Origin of the sequence: Polynucleobacter arcticus (assembly GCF_013307205.1) — a bacterium.
In the GTDB taxonomy this organism is placed as follows: domain Bacteria; phylum Pseudomonadota; class Gammaproteobacteria; order Burkholderiales; family Burkholderiaceae; genus Polynucleobacter; species Polynucleobacter arcticus.
The window spans coordinates 891271-917547 of the sequence record NZ_CP028940.1 but is presented as its reverse complement, the minus strand read 5'-3'; the positions used below and the strand labels follow the sequence as shown (position 1 = coordinate 917547).

General features: G+C 46.8%; 25 protein-coding genes and 1 tRNA gene. 1 reads left to right on the top strand and 25 read right to left on the bottom strand.

What is annotated here, in order from left to right:
- Window positions 1–19: 19 nt before the first annotated feature.
- The 21 genes from nuoN to DN92_RS04540 form a co-directional block, all read right to left on the bottom strand.
- Entirely contained in the window at window positions 20–1525 is a 1506-nt protein-coding gene (nuoN, locus tag DN92_RS04640) for an NADH-quinone oxidoreductase subunit NuoN (protein ID WP_173960153.1), read from the bottom strand.
- A 10-nt stretch (window positions 1526–1535) separates the two neighbouring features.
- Window positions 1536–3002 carry an NADH-quinone oxidoreductase subunit M gene (locus tag DN92_RS04635; RefSeq protein ID WP_173960152.1) on the bottom strand — a complete coding sequence of 489 codons (1467 nt, stop codon included), beginning with the start codon at window positions 3000–3002 and terminating at the stop codon, window positions 1536–1538.
- A 24-nt stretch (window positions 3003–3026) separates the two neighbouring features.
- Window positions 3027–5087 (bottom strand): NADH-quinone oxidoreductase subunit L, encoded by a 2061-nt coding sequence (gene nuoL / locus DN92_RS04630; protein ID WP_173960151.1) that lies wholly within the window; start codon window positions 5085–5087, stop codon window positions 3027–3029.
- Window positions 5088–5089: 2 nt separating this feature from the next.
- Window positions 5090–5398, bottom strand: a complete 309-nt coding sequence (gene nuoK, locus DN92_RS04625) for an NADH-quinone oxidoreductase subunit NuoK (RefSeq protein WP_173960150.1) — start codon at window positions 5396–5398, stop codon at window positions 5090–5092.
- Entirely contained in the window at window positions 5395–6042 is a 648-nt protein-coding gene (locus DN92_RS04620) for an NADH-quinone oxidoreductase subunit J (RefSeq protein WP_173960149.1), read from the bottom strand. The genes nuoK and DN92_RS04620 overlap by 4 nt, the downstream gene beginning before the upstream one ends.
- 21 nt (window positions 6043–6063) lie before the next feature.
- Window positions 6064–6555 carry an NADH-quinone oxidoreductase subunit NuoI gene (gene nuoI, locus DN92_RS04615; protein ID WP_015420928.1) on the bottom strand — a complete coding sequence of 164 codons (492 nt, stop codon included), beginning with the start codon at window positions 6553–6555 and terminating at the stop codon, window positions 6064–6066.
- A gap of 11 nt (window positions 6556–6566) precedes the next feature.
- The gene (gene nuoH, locus DN92_RS04610) at window positions 6567–7640 is read right to left on the bottom strand and encodes an NADH-quinone oxidoreductase subunit NuoH (protein ID WP_173960148.1); all 1074 of its coding nucleotides are present in this window, start codon (window positions 7638–7640) and stop codon (window positions 6567–6569) included.
- Between the two features lie 8 nt (window positions 7641–7648).
- Complete coding sequence (gene nuoG / locus DN92_RS04605) at window positions 7649–9964, bottom strand: NADH-quinone oxidoreductase subunit NuoG (protein ID WP_173960147.1); 2316 nt, start codon at window positions 9962–9964, stop codon at window positions 7649–7651.
- 31 nt (window positions 9965–9995) lie between these two features.
- On the bottom strand, window positions 9996–11294 hold the full coding sequence (gene nuoF / locus DN92_RS04600; protein ID WP_173960146.1) for an NADH-quinone oxidoreductase subunit NuoF: 1299 nt from the start codon (window positions 11292–11294) through the stop codon (window positions 9996–9998).
- On the bottom strand, window positions 11291–11797 hold the full coding sequence (nuoE, locus tag DN92_RS04595) for an NADH-quinone oxidoreductase subunit NuoE (protein ID WP_173960145.1): 507 nt from the start codon (window positions 11795–11797) through the stop codon (window positions 11291–11293). The genes nuoF and nuoE overlap by 4 nt, the downstream gene beginning before the upstream one ends.
- A gap of 24 nt (window positions 11798–11821) precedes the next feature.
- On the bottom strand, window positions 11822–13075 hold the full coding sequence (locus tag DN92_RS04590) for an NADH-quinone oxidoreductase subunit D (RefSeq protein WP_173960144.1): 1254 nt from the start codon (window positions 13073–13075) through the stop codon (window positions 11822–11824).
- A gap of 3 nt (window positions 13076–13078) precedes the next feature.
- Window positions 13079–13678, bottom strand: coding sequence for an NADH-quinone oxidoreductase subunit C (locus DN92_RS04585; protein ID WP_173960143.1), 600 nt, complete (start codon window positions 13676–13678; stop codon window positions 13079–13081).
- Between the two features lie 3 nt (window positions 13679–13681).
- Complete coding sequence (locus DN92_RS04580) at window positions 13682–14164, bottom strand: NuoB/complex I 20 kDa subunit family protein (RefSeq protein ID WP_011902891.1); 483 nt, start codon at window positions 14162–14164, stop codon at window positions 13682–13684.
- Between the two features lie 5 nt (window positions 14165–14169).
- Window positions 14170–14529 (bottom strand): NADH-quinone oxidoreductase subunit A, encoded by a 360-nt coding sequence (locus DN92_RS04575; protein WP_011902892.1) that lies wholly within the window; start codon window positions 14527–14529, stop codon window positions 14170–14172.
- Between the two features lie 106 nt (window positions 14530–14635).
- A tRNA-Leu gene (locus tag DN92_RS04570) sits at window positions 14636–14720 on the bottom strand.
- Between the two features lie 87 nt (window positions 14721–14807).
- A complete protein-coding gene (secG, locus tag DN92_RS04565) occupies window positions 14808–15155 on the bottom strand; it encodes a preprotein translocase subunit SecG (RefSeq protein WP_173960142.1) in 348 nt (115 codons plus the stop codon).
- A 23-nt stretch (window positions 15156–15178) separates the two neighbouring features.
- Window positions 15179–15937 (bottom strand): triose-phosphate isomerase, encoded by a 759-nt coding sequence (gene tpiA / locus DN92_RS04560; RefSeq protein ID WP_173960141.1) that lies wholly within the window; start codon window positions 15935–15937, stop codon window positions 15179–15181.
- 17 nt (window positions 15938–15954) lie between these two features.
- Complete coding sequence (locus DN92_RS04555) at window positions 15955–16953, bottom strand: NAD(P)H-quinone oxidoreductase (protein ID WP_173960140.1); 999 nt, start codon at window positions 16951–16953, stop codon at window positions 15955–15957.
- 35 nt (window positions 16954–16988) lie between these two features.
- A complete protein-coding gene (gene pnp / locus DN92_RS04550; protein WP_173960139.1) occupies window positions 16989–19160 on the bottom strand; it encodes a polyribonucleotide nucleotidyltransferase in 2172 nt (723 codons plus the stop codon).
- Window positions 19161–19431: 271 nt separating this feature from the next.
- The gene (rpsO, locus tag DN92_RS04545) at window positions 19432–19701 is read right to left on the bottom strand and encodes a 30S ribosomal protein S15 (protein WP_112204355.1); all 270 of its coding nucleotides are present in this window, start codon (window positions 19699–19701) and stop codon (window positions 19432–19434) included.
- A 226-nt stretch (window positions 19702–19927) separates the two neighbouring features.
- Complete coding sequence (locus tag DN92_RS04540; protein ID WP_254598345.1) at window positions 19928–21097, bottom strand: patatin-like phospholipase family protein; 1170 nt, start codon at window positions 21095–21097, stop codon at window positions 19928–19930.
- Between the two features lie 119 nt (window positions 21098–21216).
- Between DN92_RS04540 and DN92_RS04535 the strand changes: the two genes are divergently transcribed.
- A complete protein-coding gene (locus tag DN92_RS04535; RefSeq protein ID WP_173960137.1) occupies window positions 21217–21810 on the top strand; it encodes a lipid-binding SYLF domain-containing protein in 594 nt (197 codons plus the stop codon).
- Window positions 21811–21843: 33 nt separating this feature from the next.
- Here the strand turns inward: DN92_RS04535 and DN92_RS04530 are convergent, their stop codons facing one another.
- From DN92_RS04530 to ilvC, 4 genes are all read right to left on the bottom strand, one after another.
- Window positions 21844–23391: a 2-isopropylmalate synthase gene (locus DN92_RS04530; protein WP_173960136.1), complete on the bottom strand. Its 1548-nt coding sequence runs from the start codon at window positions 23389–23391 to the stop codon at window positions 21844–21846.
- 242 nt (window positions 23392–23633) lie between these two features.
- A complete protein-coding gene (pssA, locus tag DN92_RS04525) occupies window positions 23634–24497 on the bottom strand; it encodes a CDP-diacylglycerol--serine O-phosphatidyltransferase (protein WP_173960135.1) in 864 nt (287 codons plus the stop codon).
- Window positions 24498–24524: 27 nt separating this feature from the next.
- Complete coding sequence (locus tag DN92_RS04520; RefSeq protein ID WP_173960134.1) at window positions 24525–25172, bottom strand: phosphatidylserine decarboxylase; 648 nt, start codon at window positions 25170–25172, stop codon at window positions 24525–24527.
- 56 nt (window positions 25173–25228) lie between these two features.
- Entirely contained in the window at window positions 25229–26245 is a 1017-nt protein-coding gene (gene ilvC, locus DN92_RS04515; RefSeq protein WP_173960133.1) for a ketol-acid reductoisomerase, read from the bottom strand.
- Between the last annotated feature and the right edge of the window lie 32 nt (window positions 26246–26277).

The window sequence follows — 26277 nt, the reverse complement described above, 5'->3', positions numbered from 1 at the left end:
TCATCAACTGCATACCCACTTAGGAGCCTAACAAAGTACGTCGCATGGCATCTAGACAAACGGCCATTAGACCCGCAGGGAAGATTCCCAATGCGAGCACCAAAATAGCATTCAGACTCAGCAAGCCGCGAGCAAAACCAGATCCAGAAATCTCTGCGGCATGCTCTGCCTTTGGCTCATCAAAGTACATGACCTTAACAACCCTCAAATAATAGAAGGCGCCAATTAACGAGGCAATGACTGCAACTACAGCCAAGAAAGTATGCTCACCATCTACCAAGGCTTCAAGTATGCCAAGTTTTGCAGCAAAACCTACTGTTGGCGGAATACCCGCTAAAGAGAACATCATTACAAGACCAATAAAAGCAAACCAAGGATGACGCTTATTTAAGCCTTTGAGATCGTCAATCGTTTCGCAGTCATGTCCTTTGCGAGATAGCATCATTAAAAGTCCAAAGCTACCCAAGGTCGTCAAGACATAGGTAATAACGTAAAAAGTAGATGCGCTATAAGCGTGGTCGTCGAATACCGATAACATGCCCAGCAACACAAAGCCCATTTGTGCGATAGCTGAGTATGCCAACATACGCTTGATATTGGTTTGCGCAATAGCAGTGATATTTCCGATCACCAAAGACAGCACAGCAAGAATCAACAGCATCGGCTGCCAATCGCCCATCAGTGGCAACAGAGTATTCACTAATAGGCGGAATAACAAAGCAAAGGCCGCTAGTTTCGGCGCCGCAGCGATCATTAAAGTAACCGCTGTTGGTGCACCTTGATATACATCAGGAACCCACATATGAAATGGCACAACGCCCAGCTTAAACGCTAAGCCAGAAACAATAAATACCAGACCAAATGCCATGACTAAATGATTCACTCGCGGGTCAGCGACGGTTCTAAAGATTTCGATGAGATCAAGCGATCCAGTAACGCCATACAACATAGACATGCCATAAAGCAAGAAGCCAGATGCCAAAGCACCAAGAATGAAGTACTTAATCGCTGCCTCAACACTCTTCTCGTTATTGTGACGCATGGCTACCAAAGCGTAAGTTGGCAAAGCCATTAGCTCAAGACCCAAATACAGCGTTAAGAGGTTGGCGCCAGAAATCAATACAAATTGACCCAACAGGGCTAGCAAAGCCAAAACAATAAAGTCTGGGCGGAAAATCGCACGATCCATCAAGTACTGCTTAGAGTAAATAAGGCTAATCAAAACTGCGCCGCAGGAGCACGCCTTTAATAGATTGGAGAGCGGATCAGACTGAAATAAACCATTCATGGCGACAACAGAAACATCATCCATGCGAGCAACAAATGCCAGGATCAAATAAACCAACAAAATGATAGTGAAGAAGTAAACAAAGCCAACGCCACGCGGTGTATGGAAAATATCCTGCTCTACCCCAGGGGTGGCAGGCTGACGCTCAGGAACATAGACGCTAGCCACCAATAATAGGCAGGCGACTACGAGTAAAACGAGTTCTGGCAGGATGGCGTATAGGTCAAATGCTTGCATTAGCTTTTACTCAGAGTTTGCTGACAGCAACATGCTGCAACAGATTAATCACGGCAGGATGAATGATGTCGGTAACAGGTTTTGGATAAACACCCATACCGATTACGCAGATGGACAGAACCGCCATCATGAAATACTCACGTGCATTGAGGTCTTTTAACTCTTCAACATGCGCATTAGTGATAGCGCCAAAGAACACACGCTTGACCATCCATAAGGAGTAAGCAGCACTCAAAATCAAAGCGGTGGCCGCTAAGATACCAATCACAAAGTCATAATCGACAGCAGCCAAAATAACCATGAACTCACCCACAAAACCGGAGGTAGCAGGCAGGCCACAGTTGGCCATCGCCATCAAGACGGCAAAAGCAGTAAAGGCAGGCATACGGTGAACAACACCGCCGTAGTCTGCGATTTGACGAGTATGCATGCGGTCATACAGCACACCAATTGACAAGAACATAGCGCCAGCTACAAAGCCATGAGAAATCATCTGCACAATACCGCCCTCAATACCCAATGGGCTAAAGAGGAAGAAGCCTAGGGTGACAAAACCCATATGCGCAACAGATGAATAGGCTACCAGCTTCTTCATATCTTTCTGAACCAAAGCAACTGCGCCAACATAAATCACGGCAACCAAGGACAGGAAAATAATAAATGGGCCTAGAAACTGACTTGCATCAGGAGCTATAGGCAATGAAAAGCGTAAGAAACCATAAGCACCCAACTTCAACATGATGGCAGCAAGAACTATCGATCCACCCGTTGGCGCTTCAACGTGAACGTCTGGCAACCAAGTATGTAAAGGCCACATGGGCACCTTGACAGCAAATGCCATAAAGAAGGCAAAGAACAATAGAACTTGCTCAACGATGTCTAGGCGTGCGTTGTGCCAAGCCAAAATGTCGAAGGTATTTGTCACGTTGTACAGGTACAGCATGGCAATCAAGGTTAATAAGGAACCGAGCAAGGTATACAAAAAGAACTTGAATGCAGCATAAATCCGGTTATGACCACCCCATACACCGATGATGATGTACATAGGAATCAGGGTCGCTTCAAAGAACACATAAAACAGCAAAGCATCTAGAGCTGCAAATACGCCGATCATTAATCCAGAAAGGATTAGAAAAGACGCCATGTACTGGGAGACCTTCTTATCAATGACTTCCCAAGCTGCAACCACCACCAAAACATTAATGAATGCTGTCAAGACGATGAACCAAACCGAGATGCCATCGACACCTAAGTGGTAGTTGATATCGTAACGAGGAATCCAGCTCATCTTCTCTACAAACTGCATACCAGGATTGGCAATATCAAACTCAATTACCAATGGCAAGGTGGCAATGAAGCCAAGTACCGAGCCCACGAGAGCCAACCAGCGGACACCAGCGGTAGGCTTTTCAGACCCATAAAACAAAATAATGAGTCCAAAGAGAATGGGAATCCAGATGGAGAAGGAAAGAATCATAATGGCTACTTAAGTAACAAAGGCCTAGCGAACAAAAGGCAGGTAAGCGTACAAAACCCAAGCTAACAACAACGCTAAGCCTGCGATCATCGCAAATGCATAGTGATAAAGATAGCCGGATTGCAAATGGCGAATAACTGCGGAGAAACGCCCTACCGCACGCGCACTTCCGTTAACCAAGAAACCGTCAATAGCCTGTTGATCACCGCGATGCCACAAGACTCCGCCGATCCACAACAAGCCTTTGCCGAATACCACTTGGTTTAAATCATCGAGATAGTATTTGTTATCAAGCAACTTTTTGATAGGCGCAAAGGCCTGCGCAACAACTCCGGGCAACTTCGGCGCCCAGAGGTAGCCAATTGCAGCAGTTAAGACACCCAGAACTACCAACAGCAATACAGGTGATGTCAAGGAATGCATCGCCATGGCAATAGGACCATGGAATTCATCCTCTAGCTCTTTCATTACTGGATGGCGAGCTAAATCAATAAAAATAGAATCGCCAAAGTAGGTGCCAAACAACAACGGTGTAATCGTATAGTAACCAATGATCACCGATGGAATTGCCAGCAGAATCAAAGGCAAAGTCACAACAAATGGAGACTCATGTGGTTTTTGCCCAGGAGCTAAACCATGATGCGCATGATCATCACCCTGCTCTGCGTGATCATGATGGTGATCATGCGCATGAGCATCTGCATGACCCCAACGGGCTTTACCGTGGAACACATAGAAATACAAACGGAAGGAATACAAGGCCGTTACAAAAACACTAGCCATCACGGCAAAGTAGGCAAAACCAGAACCAGGAATATGGCTAGCGGCTACCGCTTCGATGATCGAGTCTTTTGAATAAAAGCCGGAGAAGAATGGGGTACCGACTAACGCCAAATTACCCAACAACATCATGAGACAGGTAATTGGCATGTACTTCCAAAGTCCACCCATCTTGCGCATATCTTGCTCGTGGTGCATACCCAAGATCACGCTACCTGCAGCAAGGAATAGGAGGGCCTTGAAGAATGCGTGTGTCATGAGGTGGAAGATGGCGATTGGATAAGCAGAAACACCCAAGGCAATCGTCATATAACCCAACTGTGACAATGTTGAGTAAGCGATCACCCGTTTGATGTCGGTTTGGACTACGCCTAAGAAACCCATAAAGAGTGCCGTAATTGAACCAATTACCAAGATGAAGCTCAATGCCACATCAGACAACTCAAATAGAGGTGACATGCGCGACACCATGAAAATACCAGCAGTTACCATCGTCGCCGCATGAATCAACGCAGAAATTGGGGTTGGGCCCTCCATCGAATCGGGCAACCACACATGTAGAGGAAATTGAGCTGATTTACCCATCGCACCAATAAATAGGCAGATACAAGCAACAGTGACTAAATTCCAATTAGTGCCAGGTAATGTTTGCGCAGCTAAGGCAGTGTTCTGGGAAAAGATAACATCGTAGTTCATGGAGCCAGTGCCAGCTAACAATAGCCCAATACCTAGAATGAAGCCAAAGTCACCAACACGATTAACTAAAAAAGCCTTCATATTGGCAAATACAGCTGACTGACGCTCATAGTAGAAGCCAATGAGCAAATAAGAAACCACACCCACTGCTTCCCAGCCGAAGAAGAGCTGCAAGAGGTTATTACTCATCACCAACATCAACATGGCAAAGGTAAAGAGTGAGATGTAGGAGAAGAAACGGTTATAACCTTCTTCACCCTTCATATAGCCAATGGTATAGATGTGCACCATCAAAGAAACAAAGGTCACCACACACATCATGGTGGCTGTCAACGGATCGATTAAAAAACCAATATCCAGATTCAGTTCACCCAACTGCATCCAGCGGTATACGGTACCGTTGAAATAGAAACCATCCATTACCTGAACTAATACAAAGCAAGACAAAACGAAGGCAATCATGACACCAAGAATGGTCACAAACTGGGAAGCGCCATTACCAATTCGATTACCACCCAATTTAGTTCCAAAGAATCCCGCAATGACTGAGCCAAATAAAGGCGCCAACGGAATTGCGCAGAGAACAGGAAGAGTTAAGGTCAATTGCATGACTAGCCTTTTAGGTGGTCAAGGTCTTCAGCATTGATGGTGTCCACCTTACGGAAGAGAACAACCAAAATAGCCAGACCGATTGCCGCCTCAGCAGCAGCCACAGTCAAAATAAAGAATACAAATACTTGACCAGCCATATCCCCCAAATAATGAGAGAAAGCGATAAAGTTCATGTTCACCGAAAGGAGCATTAGTTCAATAGCCATTAACAGCACAATGATGTTCTTACGGTTCAAGAAAATACCAATCACACTGGTCGCAAACAGAATTGCGCCAAGGACTAAGTAGTGAGCCAGGGTAATAGTCATTTCTTCTCCCCGCGAGAATCTTGCTTGGCAGCCATATCAGAGCCCATCTTCACGATGCGCATACGATCAGCAGAATTGACATTGACTTGCTCATGAATATTTTGTGACTTGGAGTCTTTGCGATTACGCAAAGTCAACGCAACGGCAGCAATAATGGCAACCAGCAGAATGACGCCCGCAACTTCGAAAGCATAAACATAGTCAACAAAGATCAACATACCCAATGCTTTGGTGTTACTTGCAGTCATTTCTTCGAGCATCGGCTGAACTGGAGTACTGGTACCAATAAAGCTACGGATCAATACAATCGACAACTCCAATACGATGACTGCACCCATTAACAGCGCTACCGGCAGGTATTTCTTAAAATCTCGGCGTAAATGCTCAATATCAAGATCTAGCATCATCACTACAAACAAGAAAAGCACCATCACAGCGCCAACATAAACCAGAATCAAAGCCAAACTTAAGAACTCCGCTTTCAGCAGCATCCACAAGCCAGAGGCGCAGAAGAAAGCCAAAACCAGGAACAGTGCGGCATGCACCGGATTGCGCGCAGTCACCACGCGCAATGCAGATAGCACTAATAGGCCAGCAAAAGCATAGAAAAATGCCGCAAAGAGTGTAGAAGTATCGAATGTCATATGTCGTTGTGCTCGATTCGATTAACGATAAGGCGCATCAGCTGCGCGGTTAGCGGCAATATCTTTTTCATACTTGTCGCCCACAGCCAAAAGCATTTCTTTGGTGAAATACAAATCACCACGCTTGTCACCGAAATACTCAAAAATATTTGTTTCAACAATAGCGTCTACTGGGCAGGCCTCTTCGCAAAAGCCGCAAAAAATACACTTTGTTAAGTCGATGTCATAGCGGCTAGTGCGACGTGTACCGTCATCCCGCTCGGCTGTTTCAATGGTGATCGCATATGCTGGACAAACTGCTTCACACAACTTGCAACCAATACAGCGCTCTTCCCCGTTTTCATAACGGCGCAGAGCGTGTAGACCACGGAAGCGAACGGACTGCGGAGTCTTTTCTTCAGGATATTGAACAGTAATTTTTGGCTTGAAGAGATAGCGGCCGGTAATGGACATACCGACCAAAATATCTTTGAGCATCAAGCTATCAAGGAATTGGGAAATTTTCTTAAACATGATTGATCAACTTATTTCCAAATATTCAATGGGGATATAACCCATGCGCCAACGACAACAACCCAGAATACGGAGATCGGAATAAAGATTTTCCAGCCTAGACGCATAATTTGGTCATATCGATAACGGGGTAAGGTAGCGCGCAACCAAATAACGCAAGATAAAAGGAAGAAGGTTTTAGCAAACAACCAGAAGAAACCTGGGATATCGCGCAAGATGGGCAAATCAACGATAGGCAACCAACCACCCAAAAACAATGTGGAGGCCAAAGCTGCGATCAAAATCATATTGGCGTATTCAGCCAAGAAGAACATCGCAAATGCCATGCCCGAGTATTCAACCATGTGGCCAGCAACAATCTCGGATTCACCCTCAACCACGTCAAAAGGATGACGATTGGTTTCAGCTACGCCAGAGATAAAGTAGATGATGAACATGGGGAGCAATGGCAGCCAGTTCCATGAAAGGAAGTTCAAACCCATGCTGGCAAAGTAGCCCTGCTCTTGGGAGCTAACAATCGCGCTCAAATTCAAAGAGCCTGATGTCAACAACACCGTGACTAATGCAAAACCCATTGCGATCTCGTAAGAAATCATCTGGGCTGAGGCGCGCATAGCGCCTAGGAATGGGTACTTGGAGTTAGAAGACCAGCCAGCCAAGATCACGCCATAGACGCCAATGGAGGATATTGCCATTACATACAGCAATCCGGCATTGACATCAGCTAAGACCATTTTTGCCTGAAAAGGAATCACAGCCCAAGCAGCAAATGCGGGCATGATCACCATGACCGGCGCAATGAAATATAGAACCTTACTAGCTTGAGTGGGAGCAATGATCTCCTTCATCAGCAACTTCAAAGCATCAGCAATCGGTTGCAATAAACCCAATGGGCCAACACGATTCGGGCCGAGGCGCATATGCATCCAGCCAATCAACTTACGCTCCCAGAGCGTCATATAGGCAACCGCAGCAAACATCGGCAATACGATAATTACAATACGTACTAGAGCCCAAACGAGTGGCCATAACGATCCAAAGATGGCCTCACCCTGAGTAGTAATGGCGTTCAAGAAATTATCCATCTTGTCCCTTATGCCTTACTCACAGTTACAGAGCCGAACATTGGTCCCAATTGAGCATTAGCATGTGTGCCCGCAGAAATTCTGACAGTCCCGGCAGCCAGGTATGACTCCAATGTTGCTGGTAAATCGATGGAGTGACCGTCTTGGGTGACTCGCACAGCATCGCCCTCTTTTAAGCCAAGCTCATTAAAGAGTGCTTGACCTAAACCAAGTTGATTACTGCGCTTGGCATCACGTGTTAGCTGTAATGCTGATGAGCGACGCACGATTGGATCGCCAGCATAAATACCGACATCCGAAATGCGCTCTAAACCCTTCGCTGGAGATAAGTTGGTATTTCCTAATCCAGCAGCAGTAGATTGATTGCTCAACTTGTTAAGATCATTTTCTGAAAGTGCCTCACCTAATACTTCTTCTGGTGAGTTAAATAAGAAACCATCTAAATTCAGTAAACCACCAAGAACACGAAGAACCTTCCATGCTGGACGAGAATCACCCAAGGGTTTCACGGCCGGCTGAATCGTCTGAGTGCGACCTTCCGCGTTTACAAATGTAGATACGGTTTCGGTATAGGTAGAAATCGGCAAAATGACATCCGCCACTTCCAAGAGATCAGGGCTCTTAAAAGCACTTAAAGCGATCACTGTATTAGCCTTAGCCAATGCAGCGCGTGCTTGTAGCGCATTCGGCAAATCAGCATCAGGCTCGATATTCATCAAGAGCACAGCACGACGATCGCCGGAGAGAATGGAATTAACGCCCGCACCATTGGCATTGACCAAACTAGCGCCAACTGCATTGCCGCCGACTGGCAAGAAGCCTAAGGTAGCACCAGTTTGCTCTGCAATAAATTGAGCTAGTACATGCAAATCAGATGCATGGGGATGCGCGACTGTAGCAGAGCCAAGTAATACGGATGAAGTTGTACCCGAAAGCAAGCTATCTGCAATCTTTTGCGCAGAAGCTGTCACCGGCAAACTAATAGTGCCTGATGGCACAGAAGTGGATTTTGCTTTGGCTACAGCTTGGGCAACTTCGCTTAATGCGTTAAGCCATGCACCTGGAGAAGCTGCAATACCCACACTAGGCATCAACCAGTCATCACCACCTGCATCAATACGAAGAACTTGTAGATTACGTTTAGCTGCTGCACGCATACGCAGAGCTATGAGAGGCTGATCCTTGCGCAAGAAACTTCCGATTACCAATGCACGATCTAACCCACTCACTTGAGCAATCGGCATGCCTAGCCAAGGAGCAGATGCGGAGCCTGTTACATCGGTTTGACGTAAACGGGTTTCAACTTGATTGGAGCCTAAACCACGAACTAGCTTTTGCAGTAGATGTAATTCTTCAGTACTGGAGATTGGATGCGCTAATGCTCCGATGGCTTCCGGGCCATTTTCAGCAGAGATTGTCTTTAATGAGTGGGCCACATAATTCATGGCTGACTCCCAATCAGTCTCAAGCCACTGACCACCCTGCTTGACCATTGGCGTGGTGACACGATCGGTACTATTCAAGCCTTCATAGGAAAAGCGATCACGATCACTGATCCAACACTCATTAATTTCCTCGTTATCCAAGGCAACGACACGCATGACTTTGTTTGCTTTAGTTTGAACAGTGGCATTAGCACCCAAGCTATCGTGCGGACTTACTGAACGCTTACGCCCTAACTCCCAAGTACGCGCAGCATAGCGAAATGGCTTACTAGTCAAAGCGCCCACTGGACATAAGTCAATCATATTTCCAGACAACTCGGAATCAATCGTTTGACCAGTAAATGTCGTGATCTCAGAATGCTCACCGCGGTTAACCATACCCAATTCCATGACGCCAGCCACTTCTTGGCCAAAGCGAACACAACGGGTACAGTGAATACAACGGCTCATCTCTTGCATAGAGATCAATGGGCCTACATTCTTATGGAAAACCACCCGCTTATCTTCTTCATAGCGAGAATTCGATTTTCCATAACCTACCGCTAAATCTTGTAACTGGCACTCACCACCTTGATCGCAAATTGGGCAATCCAAAGGATGGTTGATCAGAAGAAACTCCATCACGGAACGCTGTGCTTCCACTGCTTTAGCGGAATGCGTGAACACCTTCATGCCTTGCGTTACTGGCGTTGCACAAGCTGGCAATGGTTTCGGTGCCTTCTCCACTTCTACTAAACACATGCGGCAGTTGGCAGCAATAGATAATTTCTTGTGATAGCAGAAGTGCGGGATGTAAGTGCCCAACTTGGTCGCGGCGTGCATCACCATCGAACCTTGCGGAACTTCTACTGCCTTGCCATCTAATTCGATTTCAACCATGCTCACTTTAAGATGTCCCGTGCTCAATGTCTTATAAAGGTTTAGCAGAATCTAAGCAGCGCTTATGTTCTACGTGATACACAAATTCATCCATGTAATGCTTCAACATGCCACGAACTGGTAGTGCAGCAGCATCACCTAAAGCGCAAATGGTGCGGCCTTGGATATTCACTGCAACGTCGTTCAATAAATCTAAATCTTCTGGACGCCCCTCGCCGCGCTCAATGCGGCTAACGATGCGCCACAACCAGCCAGTTCCTTCGCGACACGGCGTGCACTGTCCACATGACTCTTCATGATAGAAATAAGACAGGCGCTCTAATGCACGCACCATGCAACGCGTTTCATTCATCACGATCACTGCGCCAGATCCCAACATCGAGCCTGCTTTTGCAATACTGTCGTAATCCATTGTCAGAGTCATCATTTCAGCACCGGGAATCACTGGGGCTGAAGATCCACCAGGAATCACGGCCTTCAGGGAAATACCATCACGCATACCACCGGCCAGCTTTAGCAACTCTGCAAAAGGTGTGCCCAATGGAATTTCATAGTTACCCGGATAGTTCACATCGCCAGAGACGGAGAAAATCTTTGTACCACCATTGTTAGGCTTGCCCAACTCTAAATATGCCGGGCCACCGATAGCCATAATGAATGGCACAGCTGCAAAGGTTTCGGTATTGTTAATCGTGGTTGGCTTGCCATACAAACCGAAACTCGCTGGGAATGGTGGCTTAAAGCGAGGCTGACCCTTCTTACCTTCAAGGGATTCCAAGAGCGCAGTTTCTTCACCGCAAATATAAGCACCCCAACCTGGAGAGGCATGCAATTGGAAATTGAACTCGCTGCCCAAAATCTTGTCGCCAAGGTATCCAACAGCACGAGCCTCTTCAAGCGCCTCCTCGAAACGGGAATAGACATCCCAAATTTCGCCGTGAATATAGTTGTAACCCACGCTAATGCCCATAGTGTAGGCACCAATGATCATGCCCTCAATCAAGGCATGCGGGTTATAGCGCATGATGTCGCGATCTTTAAAAGTACCAGGCTCACCTTCATCGCTATTACAAATTAAATACTTTTGACCCGGGAATTGGCGGGGCATGAAGCTCCACTTCAATCCGGTTGGGAAGCCTGCGCCTCCGCGGCCCCGCAAAGATGATGCTTTTAATTCAGCAATGATGGCATCTGGTGCAATGTTGTCATTGATAATGCGACGCAACTGTTGATAACCGCCACGGCTTTCGTAATCTTTTAAGCGCCAGTTCTCACCATTCAATCCGGCAAGAATGAGGGGCTTAATATGTCTATCGTGCAAACTGGTCATGCTGCTTTCCCTTCTGCACGTAGCTCATTCAATAGAGCATCAATTTTTTCATTGCTCATGAAGCTGCACATACGCTTGTTATTGACCAGCAACACGGGAGAATCTCCGCAAGCACCCATGCACTCACCCTCTTTTAAGGTGAATGTGCCGCAAGGGGTTGTCTCGTTATAACCAATGCCTAGCGTTGCTTTTAAATGACTTGCAGCAGTTTCACCATGATTGAGCTGGCAAGGTAAATTTGTACAAATTACTAACTTGTATTTACCAATTGGCTTGGTGTCGTACATATTGTAAAAAGTCGCTACTTCATCAACAGCAATCGTCGGCATTTCTAAAATTTGAGCAACCGTGGCAATCACTTCTGGTGAAACCCAACCTACTTCGGTTTGAGCGGCAATAAGAGCAGCCATCACAGCAGACTGTTTTTGCTCTGGAGGGTATTTCGCGACATTGCGCGCAATGTCTGCGAGCGTGTTGTCAGATAGTTGTAACGTTGTTGTCATGAATTTATCCCTTGGCGCGCTGTATTAGCGGTCAATCTCCCCGAACACAATATCTTGGGTACCAATAATCGTTACCGCATCAGCCAACATATGGCCGCGTGACATCTCATCCATAGCAGAAAGGTGCACAAATCCTGCTGCACGAATCTTCATGCGGTATGGCTTGTTGGCGCCATCCGAGATTAAGTAAACACCGAACTCCCCTTTTGGATGCTCAACAGCCGAATAAGCCTCACCATCAGGAACGTGTATACCCTCAGTAAAGAGTTTGAAGTGGTGAATCAACTCTTCCATATTGGTCTTCATGTCTACCCGATTTGGTGGGGACACTTTATGGTTATCACTCATGACAGGACCGTCATTTGCTTTGAGCCACGCAACGCACTGCTTAATGATGCGATTCGATTGACGCATCTCCTCCATACGGACCAAGTAACGATCGTAAGAGTCGCCATTGACGCCGACTGGAATATCAAAATCCAATTTGTCGTAAGTTTCGTATGGCTGCTTCTTACGCAAGTCCCACTCGATACCAGAACCGCGCAACATGGGGCCAGTAAAGCCGAGCTGCAAAGCGCGCTCAGGCGTCACAACACCGATACCCACTAAGCGCTGTTTCCAAATACGATTATCTGTTAAGAGATTGCAATATTCGTCGACGTTTCCATCAAAGCGCCCAGAAAACTCTTCAATGAAATCCAGCAATGTACCGCTACGGACCTCATTTAAACGCTTGACTGAAGAAGTGCTACGAATCTTCGACTGAGAGTACTGTGCCATTTGCGTTGGTAGGTCGCGATAGACACCACCTGGACGGTAGTAGGCTGCATGCATACGCGCGCCAGACACCGCTTCATACATATCAAAGATATCTTCACGATCGCGGAAAGCATACAAAAACACAGCCATTGCGCCAACGTCAAGACCGTGACAACCGATCCATAAGAGGTGGTTGAGCAAACGCGTTAACTCATCGTACATTACGCGGATGTACTGGGCACGCAAAGGCACGTCTACTTGCAGCAATTTTTCAATTGCCATCACATAAGCATGCTCATTTACCATCATCGATACATAGTCCAAACGATCCATATAAGGAACGTTCTGAATCCAAGTACGTGTCTCTGCTAATTTCTCTGTCGCGCGATGCAATAAACCAATATGGGGATCTGCGCGCTGAATGACCTCGCCATCCAACTCCAGCACCAGACGTAACACGCCATGCGCCGCAGGATGCTGAGGACCAAAATTGAGGGTGTAGTTCTTAATTTGTGCCATGACTTAAACCGGGCCTCCATACTGCTCTTCGCGGACGATGCGTGGTGTGATTTCACGGGCCTCGATCGTCACGGGCTGATACACCACACGCTTTAACTCTGGGTCGAAACGCATTTCTACGTTTCCAGTGATGGGGAAATCTTTTCTAAATGGATGACCAATAAAACCGTAGTCAGTCAAAATACGACGCAAATCTTCGTGGCCATCAAACAAAATACCGTAGAGGTCAAATGCTTCACGCTCAAACCAATTCGCTGCCGCCCAAACTGGAGTCAGTGAAGCAACAACTGGATAGGCATCCTCTGGAGCAAACACGCGGACACGCAAACGCCAGTTATGCGCCAAAGACAAGAGATGAGTAACAGCAGCAAAGCGCTGTCCAGTCCAAGCACCGTCTCGGAAATCTTGATAATCCACGCCGCATAAGTCAATCAATTGCTCAAAAGCCAATGAAGGCTCATCGCGCAAGAGCATGGCTGACTCAAGATAAGTATCTGCATTTAAAACCACAGTAACCTCACCTAATGCGGAATGAATAGAGTTTGCGCGCTTACCGAGTACTTTTTCTAAATTGGCGACGAGCTGCGCTAAACGATCTGACATGATTTAAGCCTTCCGCGCAATCGTGCTGGTTCGCGCGATCTTAGATTGCAGCTGAATAATTCCGTAGATCAAAGCTTCTGCAGTTGGAGGGCAGCCAGGAACATAAATGTCTACAGGCACGATGCGGTCGCAACCGCGAACTACTGAATACGAGTTATGGTAATAGCCACCACCATTGGCACAGGAACCCATGGAAATTACCCAACGTGGCTCTGGCATTTGGTCGTAAACCTTACGCAGCGCTGGTGCCATCTTGTTGCACAAAGTGCCTGCCACAATCATCAAGTCTGACTGACGTGGAGATGGACGGAATACCACACCAAAACGGTCCAAGTCATAACGGGACGCACCCGCATGCATCATTTCCACGGCGCAGCAAGCAAGGCCAAATGTCATTGGCCATAAAGAACCATTACGGGTCCAGTTAATCAACTGATCCGCAGTTGTGGTAACAAATCCTTCTTTGAGAACGCCTTCTAGTGCCATATCGATCACTCCCAGTCGAGAGCGCCCTTTTTCCAGATATATACGAAACCCACGATGAATTCCAAGAGGAAAATCACCATAGAGGCGTAGCCGAACCAACCAATATCACGCAAAGCCACACCCCATGGAAACAGGAATGCAGTCTCTAAGTCAAATAAGATAAACAGGATGGCAATAAGGTAATAACGCACGTCGAATTTCATACGCGCATCTTCAAAGGCCTCAAAACCGCACTCGTATGGCGACAGTTTTTCAGCGTCTGGCTTTGAAGGAGCCAGGATTTTTCCAAGGAACATGGGTACTAAACCAACCCCAATACCTACAAGGATAAAAAGCAGAACAGGAAAATAGTTAGCGAGATTCAAAATGGTCCTGAGTCGTTCGTCTGATAAATCCTAAAAATGAGATTTTCAATTATTCCGCTACATAAAACCTTGATTTAAAGCATTAAAACGCTATAAATCTCTCAATTGGTGCCGACGGCGAGACTCGAACTCGCACAGCCTAAGCCACTACCCCCTCAAGATAGCGTGTCTACCAATTTCACCACGTCGGCATGTTTCAAAACTCATCAATTCTACTGCATTGCACCACTGGTCTACCCCAAAAAAAGAGGGGGTAAAAACTGCTTAAAATCCTATTTTTACTTTGGAACTGCTGGCTTAGTCGGATCCTGAACTGGAGCAACTGGGGCAGCTACTGGGGCTACTACAGGAGCTACTGTGCCGGATAGAACTCCAGAACTAGATTCCTTCTGATTACCAAGCCAAGTAATGCCCAAAGTACAGACAAAAAAGACCGCAGCAAAGATCGCAGTTGCATGGGAAAGGAAGTTAGCAGAACCGCTAGCGCCAAAAAGGCTACCAGAGGAACCAGAGCCAAAAGCAGCGCCCATATCGGCACCCTTACCCTGTTGCATTAATACGAGCAAGATCACAGCCAAAGCTGAAATCACCTGTAAAACGATCAGTAAAGTCTTAAACCATTCCATGGCTTATCTCCAAAATAAAAAAACTAGGCCTGACAAATAGCGAGAAAATCCTGCGGGCTCAAGGAGGCACCTCCAATCAATCCACCATCAATATCCGGCATTGCAAATAATTCAACGGCATTATCAGGCTTAACACTGCCGCCATACAAAATTCCCACATGGGAAGCTACATCTTCATCAAACTCCGCCAACTGCAACCGAATCGCTCGGTGCATATCCTGGGCCATCTGAGCGCTTGCTACCTTGCCAGTGCCAATAGCCCAAATGGGCTCATAAGCAATCAAACAGTCAGCCAAACGGTCTTGCAAAATCGCTACCTGCTTTGAAATCTGACCTCTGACAACCTCGATCTCGCGACCCGAGTTACGCTCATCAGCCGACTCACCCACACAAATGACTGGAGTCATGCCACTATCGAGTACTTGCAGGGCCTTCTCCGCAACCTGCTCATCCACTTCCTGATGATGCTGGCGACGCTCCGAGTGCCCCACAATCACGTAAGCACAACCCAACTCCTTGAGCATGGAAGCTGCAACCTCACCCGTATAAGCACCCGAGGTATGAGCTGATGCATCTTGAGCGCCCATACTTAAGAATGCAAGAGAGCACTCAGTAATTAATTCACCACACTGCGCTAAATATGGGGTTGGTACACAAACCGCATATTGACGACCTGCTGGCATTCCCTGCTCCATGCCACGGCAAACAGTCTTCACCCAGTCTGCGTTGCTCGCAAGACTGCCGTTCATTTTCCAATTGCCGATTACTGTGAGTGGACGCATCAAATCTAGCTCAATACTTAAACAGTCAACACAATTTTGCCAACATGCTCAGAAGACTCCATCAAGCGATGGGCATCAGCAGCCTGGTCCAAAGTAAATGTTTTATAAATCACCGGCTTTAATTTACCCGCATTTAACAGAGGCCAAATGCGCTCATGCAGCTGCTGAGTAATTTGCTTCTTAAATGACACTGGACGGGGACGTAAGGTAGAGCCCGTAATTGTTAGACGACGACGCAAAATTTGCCCGGTATTCACTTCGGCTTTTGATCCACCCATAATCGCAATAATCACGATACGACCATCATCGGCTAAGCAATCGATTTCTTTTTGAACGTAAGTACCGGTAACCATATCAAGCACGACATTGACGCCCTTACCATTGGTTACCTTCTTCACTTCTTCTGCAAAATCTTGTGTCTTGTAGTTAATCGCCAAATCAGCACCTAAAGCGACGCAAGCAGCGCACTTCTCATCAGTACCAGCAGTTACAAATACTGTATGACCTAAGGCCTTGGCAATCAAAATGGCTGTAACACCGATACCACTAGAGCCGCCTTGGACCAATAGGGTTTCACCTTCGGATAACTCACCACGCATGAAGACATTGCTCCACACGGTATAGAAAGTTTCTGGCAAAGCAGCCGCTTCTTGATCGGTAAATCCTGTTGGATAAGGCAAACATTGAGCAATGGGAGCGGTACACAATTCTGCATAACCGCCACCCTGCACAAGCGCGCAAACCTTGTCGCCCACTTTAAGTCCAAACAAATTGTCAGCGTGATTCAAATCACCGCCAACAATTTCCCCAGCAACTTCAAGGCCAGGGATATCCGATGCGCCCGCTGGAACAGGGTAATGACCTTTACGCTGCAATACATCTGGGCGATTAATCCCAGCAGCAATCACCTTAATCAAAATCTCACCCGTTCCTGCAGCCGGAGCTACTGGATCTGGGCGAGTGGCAGGCACCAACATTTCTGGTGCCCCAAACTCTTTGATTTCCATTACGCGCATATGAACTCCGCTCGCTAACTAATTGACTTAATCAGTTAAGCAGTTTCATCAGTTGCTGGCGCCGCTTCGGCAGGAGCATCAGCAGATGCACCAGCTAAGGGAGCGATCGTGCCACCTTCATCAGCCATTGCAGCTTTGAGAGATAGGCGTAAACGACCACGCTCATCAGCAGCCAACAACTTCACGCGGACCACTTGGCCTTCTGCCAAATAGTCTTTAACTTCTTTTACACGCTCATTCGAAATCTCAGAGATATGCAAGAGACCATCTTTACCTGGAAGAATATTTACCAAAGCGCCAAACTCGAGCAACTTCACAACTGGGCCTTCATAGATCTTGCCTACTTCAGCTTCAGCAGTAATGCCTTCGATGCGTGCCTTGGCTTCAGCCATACCTTCTGCAGAAGTAGAGGCAATTGTTACAGTACCGTCATCTTTAATATCGATGCTGCAACCGGTTTCTTTAGTCAAGGCTTGAATTGTTGCGCCGCCTTTACCGATCACTTCGCGAATCTTGTCTGGATGAATCTTGAAAGAAACCATGCGTGGAGCATGTGCAGACAACTCAGTGCGAACTGAACCCATTGCCGCTTGCATCTCGCTCAGAATGTGCAAACGTCCCTCTTTAGCTTGGGCCAATGCCACTTGCATAATTTCTTTAGTAATACCCTGAACCTTGATGTCCATTTGCAAAGCAGTAATACCATTAGCTGTACCAGCAACTTTGAAGTCCATATCGCCCAAGTGATCTTCATCACCCAAGATATCAGTCAACACAGCAAAACGATTGCCATCCAAAATCAAGCCCATTGCAACACCAGCAACGTGCGCTTTCACTGGAACACCAGCGTCCATCATCGCCAAACAGCCACCGCAAACGGAAGCCATGGATGAAGAACCATTGGACTCAGTGATCTCTGAAACTACGCGAATGCTGTAAGCAAAGTCTTCTGCACTTGGCAGTACTGGAATCAATGCGCGCTTAGCCAAACGGCCGTGACCAATTTCACGACGCTTAGGGCTACCTACGCGACCAGTCTCACCAGTAGCGAACGGAGGCATGTTGTAGTGGAACATGAAGCGATCACGGTACTCGCCTTCGAGTGCGTCAATGATCTGCTCATCACGCGCCGTACCTAAAGTAGCTACTACGAGGGCCTGTGTTTCACCACGAGTAAACAAAGCTGAACCGTGTGTACGTGGCAATACGCCATTACGAATTTCAATCGGACGAACAGTGCGTGTATCGCGACCATCAATACGTGGCTCGCCATTCAAAATCTGGCTACGGACAATTTTGGCTTCGATTTCGAACATGATGTCGTTAACAGCAACTGCATCAACATCACCCTCTTCAGCCAACTTCGCCATGACTGCTTTAGTAGTCTCTTTTAGCTTGTCTGAACGAGCACCTTTTTGGCGAATCTGATAAGCCTCACGCAATGGCGCTTCAGCCAATGCAGTTACCTTGGCAATGAATGGCTCATCTTTAGGAGCGGCAGTCCAATCCCACTCTGGCTTGCCAGCTTCGGTTACCAATTCATTGATTGCATTAATTGCGGTTTGCATTTGGTCGTGGCCGTATACCACTGCACCCAACATGATTTCTTCTGATAGCTGGTTGGCTTCTGACTCCACCATCAATACCGCAGCTTGCGTACCAGCCACGATCAAGTCCATCTCGCTAGTAGCTTGCTCTGTACGAGTTGGATTCAAGAGGTATTGGCCGTTGGTATAGCCAACACGCGCAGCACCAACTGGACCGGCAAACGGAATACCTGAAACCGCCAAAGCCGCTGAAGCAGCGATCAATGCAGGAATATCAGAAGGAACATCTGGGTTGATAGAAAGTACATGAATCACTACTTGAACTTCGTTCAAGAAGCCTTCTGGGAACAAAGGACGTAACGGACGATCGATCAAGCGGGAGATCAAGGTCTCGCCTTCTGATGGGCGGCCTTCACGGCGGAAGAAGCCTCCAGGAATCTTTCCTGCGGCATAAGTTTTTTCGAGGTAATCAACCGTTAATGGGAAAAATGACTGGCCTGGTTTAGCAGACTTAGAAGCCACTACAGTACCCATTACTACAGTGTCATCGATGTTCACGATAACGGCACCACCAGCTTGACGAGCAATCTCGCCAGTTTCCATGGTGACTTGATGGTTGCCCCATTGAAACGTTTTTACTGCTTTATTAAATATAGACATTCTGATCTTCTCCAAGTTGTTCACGTAAAAGCCACATGGATTTCACGCTTGTCGTGGGATAAAGCAGTGTCACGACAACACTGGAGCGTCTAAAGATTACAAGGGATGCCATTCCAGGGAGACACTAAGTTCGCAAACTCAGAAACTCATTGGAATGACACGATCCCCTACACAAATAATCTTGAAGCGCCCAAAAAACATGCCATCTGCTTAAGACTGATTCTGTGACGAAACAACCCTAAGATAGATGGCATTGCAATACCAATAAGAATTACTTACGGAGACCTAATTTCTCGATCAATGCGCGATAGCGACCCAAATCCTTGCCCTTGAGGTAATCCAAGAGGCGGCGGCGGCGTGAAACCATCTTCAACAAACCACGACGGCTGTGATGATCTTTAGCGTTAGCTTTGAAATGGGGTGTTAATTCATTGATGCGGGCTGTGAGCAATGAAACTTGCACTTCAGGGCTACCCGTATCGTTTGCGCTGCGCGCGTTGTCTTTGACGATTTCCGCCGTTTTAATATCAGCAACTGCCATTTTCATACTCCTTACTTGCGAACACCTGAGCTTTCACCCAATTCGTGTCGTGCATTTATTAATCAAATAAAACAAAAAAGCTTTACAAATCAAAGCCCTCGAATTGTAGCAGATCCACGATCAATCCCCTACCCTTGGACTCTGCAGATCAGGAGAGCTACAAGCAGAAAGGTGACTTCAAGGGTCTGATTTATATACAAATTCAGATCAACATAACGAATATTGCCTATTTTTTAGGCACTTCCTCATCAAATCCCCGCCTGTAGCCAGGGGGGTACTTCTGCCACTCCTTGCCGCCCAAACCCTGCTTGTAACCATATTCAAAAAGAGCCTGCATGTAGGAAGTATCAAACTCAGATTTATGTGGAAATTTGAAGTCTGATCCGATAAATGCCAAGTTGAAGCCAACTCCATCAAGCTGGGTGGTGTGATAGATCCGATAGAGATCGCCAATGCCTTGAGTCTGAATCATGCTGGAGATCGCCCTCTGAATGATGCTCAGGGTACCCCGCTCCGTCTCACGCCACTCAGGATCCAAACGGGCATTCCGGATAATGTAAGCATTACGCTGCTTTTGTAGTTTGAGCTTCAAGTCTTGGGCGCGCTGAGATAAAGCGCTGGGATACAGAAATACCTGAGTAATAGCCCCGCCGTCCACGTGCATCTCGTGAAAGCTTTGACCGGCTACCTCAAAGTCAAACATGACCGGAGAAAATGCCCCAGGTATGGAGGCGGAGGCCAGCATGATTTTTCTAAACAGATCGAGCGCTTCAGGTGTGCCAATGCTGGCAATCTTGCCCATATTCCAAACTACCGGCACTCCAGCATCCAGATTGGTTGTGCCGATTAATAGCCAGCGATTTTTACTGGTGTACTCATTTCCAACCTTCCTCAAGAAGTCTTGATCAATATATTTTGAAATCAATTGAAAAAGGGGCGTGGTGTCAGATAAGCCATCACTCAAAATGCCTGAGACCAATCCTCGCTCTATAAAAATATCTCGGGGGCCATATTTTGTGTAGACCTCACGTAAAGCGGGGTCATATTCTTTCCCCATAAATGCAAACGGCGCAATTAAAGCGCCCGTACTAATTCCGGTGACCAAATTAAACTGGGGGCGATCACCACGCTCAGCCCACCCTATCAGCAATCCAGCGCCGTATGCGCCATCATCACCGCCACCAGAAAGTGATAAATAGTTCGCTGGGGTATTTAAGGTTTTTTCATCTCTCACCTTAAACCCAGCTTGAATATCACCTGCCATTTGATCAATGCTAGATTGACTAGCAACCAGATATCTCACACCAGATAAGCCGGCGATTTGCGCCTGACCCATCTGCTGAGACGGAACTGCCGCTTTGCGCTGCAAACTACTGCAACCTGCTAACGCAAGCATGAGTAAAGGGAGGATGATACGAATAAGTAGGGGCATGATGGGCAGTTGGAAGTCTAAAAGTCTGAATGGAGTATAAAGAGGGAATTATTTAATGATCGAAATACGGTAAAGGAAGATCAATGCGAGTCCAAATCATTCAAGTATTAGCTTGTGGTCTATTAGCTCTATTTCCATTAAGTAGCTCCGCACAATTTTCAAATATCTTTGGCACCGATAAAACTGTCAGCGAACAGCGTCAAGAAATATTAAAGAAGAGCGATGACACTCTAAAGGCACTCTATCAAGTACAGCCTAAAGCCAAAGAGTTGATTGATCGATCTGTAGGCTATGCCACCTTTAGCAACTTTGGCATGAAGATTCTGATTGCTGGTGGCGGCACTGGCAGTGGAGTTGTTATTGCTAAAGATGGAGCCAAGCCTATCTATATGAACATGGCTGAAGTCCAAGCTGGACTGGGTCTTGGAATTAAATCCTTCCAAAATATTTTTGTATTTCAAACTAAAGATGCATTGAATGACTTTGTGAACTCTGGCTGGACATTTGGGGGTCAAGTGACCGCTGCGGCCAAGTATGAAAAAAGTGGTGATGCTTATCAAGACGCCACTGTAGTAGCGCCTGGCGTATTGATGTATCAACTCACAGACTCAGGCCTTGCCGCGGAAATCACCGGCAAGGGCACTAAGTACTATAAAAACACAGATCTCAATAAATAAAGAGATGCTATTGCAGATGTCGCTGAGAACTTCTTAAGGCGTCATCTGTGCGTTGAGCTTCGCTTGACTGGGATCATGCAACTTATTCAAGGCGGATAAGTAAGCCTTAGCAGAGGCTGCGATGATGTCTGGATCGGTTCCAACTCCATTGACGATACGCCCCCCCTTAGCAAGACGCACAGTCACCTCACCTTGCGATTGAGTACCCGAAGTGATGGCATTGACAGAGTAAAGCAACTGCTCCACCCCACTCTTCACAATTGCTTCAATGGCATTTAAGCTCGCATCGACTGGACCGTTACCTTCGGCCTCTGAACTCGCTTCTTTATCGCCAATGCGAAAAGTCACTTTGGATTTTGGACGCTCACCCGTTTCTGAGTGCTGGCTCAAGGATATAAATTTATAAAACTCGCCTTCTTCAGCTGCTGCAGAATCTGACATGATGGCAATAATATCTTCATCAAAGATTTCCGATTTTTGATCGGCCAATGTTTTAAAGCGAACAAAGGCCTCATTAAAATCCGCTTCAGACTCAATCGCTATACCTAACTCTTGTAAGCGTTGTTTGAAAGCATTGCGGCCAGATAACTTACCCAAGACAATCTTGTTAGTCGCCCAACCGACATCTTCTGCACGCATGATTTCATAGGTATCGCGGTTCTTCAAGATGCCATCCTGATGAATACCTGAAGTGTGCGCAAAGGCATTCGCGCCAACCACTGCCTTATTAGGCTGAACCACAAATCCCGTGATCTGAGAAACTAACTTAGAGGCTGGAACAATCTGAGTAGCATCAATACCGCACACCATATCAAAGTAATCCTTACGGGTACGCAAGGCCATCACAATTTCTTCCAAGGCTGTATTGCCTGCGCGCTCACCCAAGCCATTGATCGTGCACTCGATTTGACGCGCTCCGCCAATCTTGACGCCTGCCAAGGAGTTAGCAACCGCCATGCCCAAGTCGTTGTGGCAGTGCACCGACCATACTGCTTTATCTGAATTGGGTACACGCGTACGTAAGGTTTTAATAAACTCGCCGTATAACTCTGGAGTGGCATAGCCTACGGTGTCAGGGATATTGATAGTGGTGGCGCCTTCATTAATAACGCCCTCAACTACCCTGCACAAGAAATCCATTTCTGAGCGATAACCATCTTCTGCAGAGAACTCCACGTCCTCGGCCAAGTTTCTAGCAAACCGAATCGACCGTTTAGCCTGCTTCAAAACCTCTTCAGGAGACATGCGCAACTTCACAGCCATATGCAAAGGACTGGTAGCTAAGAATGCATGAATACGTTTGGCATTCGCAGCCTTTAATGCATCAGCAGCCCGAGTAATGTCTTTGTCATTAGCGCGTGCAAGTGAGCAAACAATCGAATCTTTGACCGCAGCGGCAACTGCAGAAATAGCCTGAAAGTCACCCTCAGAGCTTGCGGCAAAACCGGCCTCGATCACATCCACCTTTAGGCGCTCTAATTGACGAGCAATGCGCACCTTCTCATCCTTTGTCATCGAAGCACCAGGCGATTGTTCGCCATCACGTAAGGTGGTATCAAAAATGATTACTTTGTCGCTCATCACTACTCTCCGATTCAATATGACTTAATTAGGTTTACCGCCAAATCACCCATCTTAAAAACAAAAACCCCAGCAATTTGCTGGGGCTGGTATTTGGCGGCTAATGAATTACTTTAATCTCATTAACTCAGGCCTTACCCGCCCCAAGCTGTAGGCTTAGTGCTAGAAGCAGTTTCCCGCTGGGAAGGCTGGATAAAGAAAAATTCATCAACATGGATTAAATATAACCTAAATATCCTAAATTAGCTAAAACGGCGCCCACTCATACGCTCCCAAGCCCATATAACATAGCCAGAGATGGAGTACGCCACGAAGAGGCCGAATAAGGTCAATGGTGGGTTAGAGGAGATCAGCACAAAGGTCAGAATCATCAAAACCATGACGCCGAAGGGCACTCGGTAGCGCACATCTAATGCCTTACCGCTATAAAAGCGCGCATTGGACACCATTGTTAAGCCAGCGTAGACCGCCAAGAAAAAAGTAATCCAAGGAATAGCGCTATCGCGTACTGGAATCTTATTGTCATCCGCCAGCCAAATGAAGCCAGCCATCAACGCTCCAGCAGCTGGACTTGGTAAACCCTGAAAGAACTTCTTGTCGACAACGGTTGTGTTCACATTAAAGCGAGCTAAGCGCAAAGCAGCACCGGCACAATAAGTGAAAGCAGCCAACCAACCCCACTTACCCAAGTCTTTTAAAGCCCACTCGTAAGCAACTAATGCTGGAGCTACGCCAAATGACACCATATCAGCCAGAGAGTCGTACTGCTCCCCAAAAGCACTTTGAGTATTAGTCATGCGAGCAACGCGACCATCCATACCATCTAATACTAGCGAAGCAAAAATTGCAATAGCAGCTGTTTCAAACTGGTGATTCATCGCATTAACGATGGCAAAGAAACCACAGAACAAAGCTGCAGTAGTAAATGCATTCGGGAGAAGATAAATACCTTTACTACGGTGACGCGGTTTATCCGCATGCAACTCCTCTACCTCAAAATCTACCCCATCACCGAGATCTTCGGCCCACTCATTTTGAGTGCGATCAGTGCGAGTACGCTCCAAGCGACTGCGATCGATACGGCCACGACGGCGAAATGAAGTCAAAATATCTTCCTAGTTAAAGCGGTCTGATTAATCTAGGCCAGGTACACGAGCTAATGCGGTATTCGTAGCAAACACTTTGTCACCGACACTAACCAAGGGCTCAGCTGTTAATGGCAAATAAACATCGACACGGGAACCGAAGCGAATAAAGCCATAACGCTCACCCGCTTTCAGACGATCGCCAACGTGGATATAGCAAAGAATACGTCGAGCAATTAAGCCTGCAACCTGAACCAAAGTCACGATTTGACCATTAGCATCAATCACCACGGCATTGCGCTCGTTCTCAGTTGATGCCTTATCTAAATCCGCATTAACAAACTTGCCCGGGAAATACTGAATCTCTTTTACCGTGCCGTTCACTGCGCTGCGGTTGGAATGAACGTTAAAGACATTCATAAACACGCTAATTTTTAACGCTTCACGACCAGCGTAAGGATCGTTAGTTACCTCTACTACGACGATGCGACCATCTGCAGGAGATAAAACCAAATCACGACCTAAGGCAGCAATTCGCTGCGGATCTCGAAAAAACTGCAGAACAAAGAAGAAAATGATCCATAGCGGCCATGACCAGCCAATACCACCAAAATAGTGGACCAGCAAAGTCAGAGCCCCCACTAATGCCAAATACGGCCAACCTTCTTTCGCAATAATGGGGTGTGGATACATCATCTTTGTTCTGAGCCTTTTTAATTACTGCTATTAATTTCTGACTACTGAGTTCTTGCTTAGTTCTTAGTCTGGTCAACCAATTTGTTCTTTGCAATCCAAGGCATCATGGCGCGCAACTTAGCACCAACTACCTCGATGTCATGCTCAGCATTCAAGCGACGGCGTGAAATCAAAGTAGGCGCACCTGCTTTGTTTTCAAGAATGAAGCTCTTAGCGTACTCACCAGTCTGAATGTCTTTCAAGCACTGACGCATCGCGTTCTTGGTATCCTCTGTCACAACGCGTGGGCCAGTAACATACTCACCGTACTCAGCATTATTAGAGATAGAGTAGTTCATGTTCGCAATACCACCTTCGTAGATCAAGTCAACAATCAACTTGAGCTCATGCAAGCACTCAAAATAGGCCATCTCTGGAGCGTAACCAGCTTCAACCAAAGTTTCAAAACCAGCTTTGATCAACTCGACTGCGCCACCACAAAGAACTGCCTGCTCACCAAACAAGTCCGTTTCAGTTTCTTCACGGAAGTTGGTTTCGATGATGCCGGCACGACCGCCACCATTCGCAGTTGCGTATGACAAAGCAACATCACGCGCTGAACCAGATTTATCTTGGTATACAGCGATCAAATGAGGAACACCGCCACCTTGAGCGTATGTGCCACGAACCGTATGGCCAGGAGCCTTAGGGGCAATCATGATGACATCTAAGTCAGCGCGTGGCTGAACTTGACCGTAGTGAACGTTAAAGCCGTGAGCGAATGCTAATGCAGCGCCCTGCTTGATGTTGCCATGAACTTCTTTACTGTAAACATCAGCGATTTGCTCATCCGGCAAGAGCATCATCACTACGTCAGCGTCTTTCACTGCTTCGCCAACTTCTTTTACTGTCAAGCCAGCATTGACGGCTTTGCTCCAAGAGGCGCCATCTTTACGCAGACCAACAGTCACGTTACAGCCCGAATCCTTAAGATTCAGTGCGTGCGCGTGGCCCTGTGAACCGTAACCAATGATGGTGACTTTTTTGCCTTTAATGAGTGACAAATCAGCGTCTTTATCGTAAAAAACTTTCATGCTCTTTCCTTGTATTGAAAATGTTGTTAATT

Bases quoted from the DNA above. Each gene is read 5' to 3' on its own strand.
- nuoN (WP_173960153.1), bottom strand. From the start codon at position 1,525: ATGCAAGCATTTGACCTATACGCCATCCTGCCAGAACTCGTTTTACTC.
- DN92_RS04635 (WP_173960152.1), bottom strand. From the start codon at position 3,002: ATGATTCTTTCCTTCTCCATCTGGATTCCCATTCTCTTTGGACTCATT.
- nuoL (WP_173960151.1), bottom strand. From the start codon at position 5,087: ATGCAATTGACCTTAACTCTTCCTGTTCTCTGCGCAATTCCGTTGGCG.
- nuoK (WP_173960150.1), bottom strand. From the start codon at position 5,398: ATGACTATTACCCTGGCTCACTACTTAGTCCTTGGCGCAATTCTGTTT.
- DN92_RS04620 (WP_173960149.1), bottom strand. From the start codon at position 6,042: ATGACATTCGATACTTCTACACTCTTTGCGGCATTTTTCTATGCTTTT.
- nuoI (WP_015420928.1), bottom strand. From the start codon at position 6,555: ATGTTTAAGAAAATTTCCCAATTCCTTGATAGCTTGATGCTCAAAGAT.
- nuoH (WP_173960148.1), bottom strand. From the start codon at position 7,640: ATGGATAATTTCTTGAACGCCATTACTACTCAGGGTGAGGCCATCTTT.
- nuoG (WP_173960147.1), bottom strand. From the start codon at position 9,964: ATGGTTGAAATCGAATTAGATGGCAAGGCAGTAGAAGTTCCGCAAGGT.
- nuoF (WP_173960146.1), bottom strand. From the start codon at position 11,294: ATGACCAGTTTGCACGATAGACATATTAAGCCCCTCATTCTTGCCGGA.
- nuoE (WP_173960145.1), bottom strand. From the start codon at position 11,797: ATGACAACAACGTTACAACTATCTGACAACACGCTCGCAGACATTGCG.
- DN92_RS04590 (WP_173960144.1), bottom strand. From the start codon at position 13,075: ATGGCACAAATTAAGAACTACACCCTCAATTTTGGTCCTCAGCATCCT.
- DN92_RS04585 (WP_173960143.1), bottom strand. From the start codon at position 13,678: ATGTCAGATCGTTTAGCGCAGCTCGTCGCCAATTTAGAAAAAGTACTC.
- DN92_RS04580 (WP_011902891.1), bottom strand. From the start codon at position 14,164: ATGGCACTAGAAGGCGTTCTCAAAGAAGGATTTGTTACCACAACTGCG.
- secG (WP_173960142.1), bottom strand. From the start codon at position 15,155: ATGGAATGGTTTAAGACTTTACTGATCGTTTTACAGGTGATTTCAGCT.
- tpiA (WP_173960141.1), bottom strand. From the start codon at position 15,937: ATGCGTCCACTCACAGTAATCGGCAATTGGAAAATGAACGGCAGTCTT.
- DN92_RS04555 (WP_173960140.1), bottom strand. From the start codon at position 16,953: ATGCGCGTAATGGAAATCAAAGAGTTTGGGGCACCAGAAATGTTGGTG.
- pnp (WP_173960139.1), bottom strand. From the start codon at position 19,160: ATGTCTATATTTAATAAAGCAGTAAAAACGTTTCAATGGGGCAACCAT.
- rpsO (WP_112204355.1), bottom strand. From the start codon at position 19,701: ATGGCAGTTGCTGATATTAAAACGGCGGAAATCGTCAAAGACAACGCG.
- DN92_RS04540 (WP_254598345.1), bottom strand. From the start codon at position 21,097: ATGCTTGCGTTAGCAGGTTGCAGTAGTTTGCAGCGCAAAGCGGCAGTT.
- DN92_RS04535 (WP_173960137.1), top strand. From the start codon at position 21,217: ATGCGAGTCCAAATCATTCAAGTATTAGCTTGTGGTCTATTAGCTCTA.
- DN92_RS04530 (WP_173960136.1), bottom strand. From the start codon at position 23,391: ATGAGCGACAAAGTAATCATTTTTGATACCACCTTACGTGATGGCGAA.
- DN92_RS04520 (WP_173960134.1), bottom strand. From the start codon at position 25,172: ATGATGTATCCACACCCCATTATTGCGAAAGAAGGTTGGCCGTATTTG.
- ilvC (WP_173960133.1), bottom strand. From the start codon at position 26,245: ATGAAAGTTTTTTACGATAAAGACGCTGATTTGTCACTCATTAAAGGC.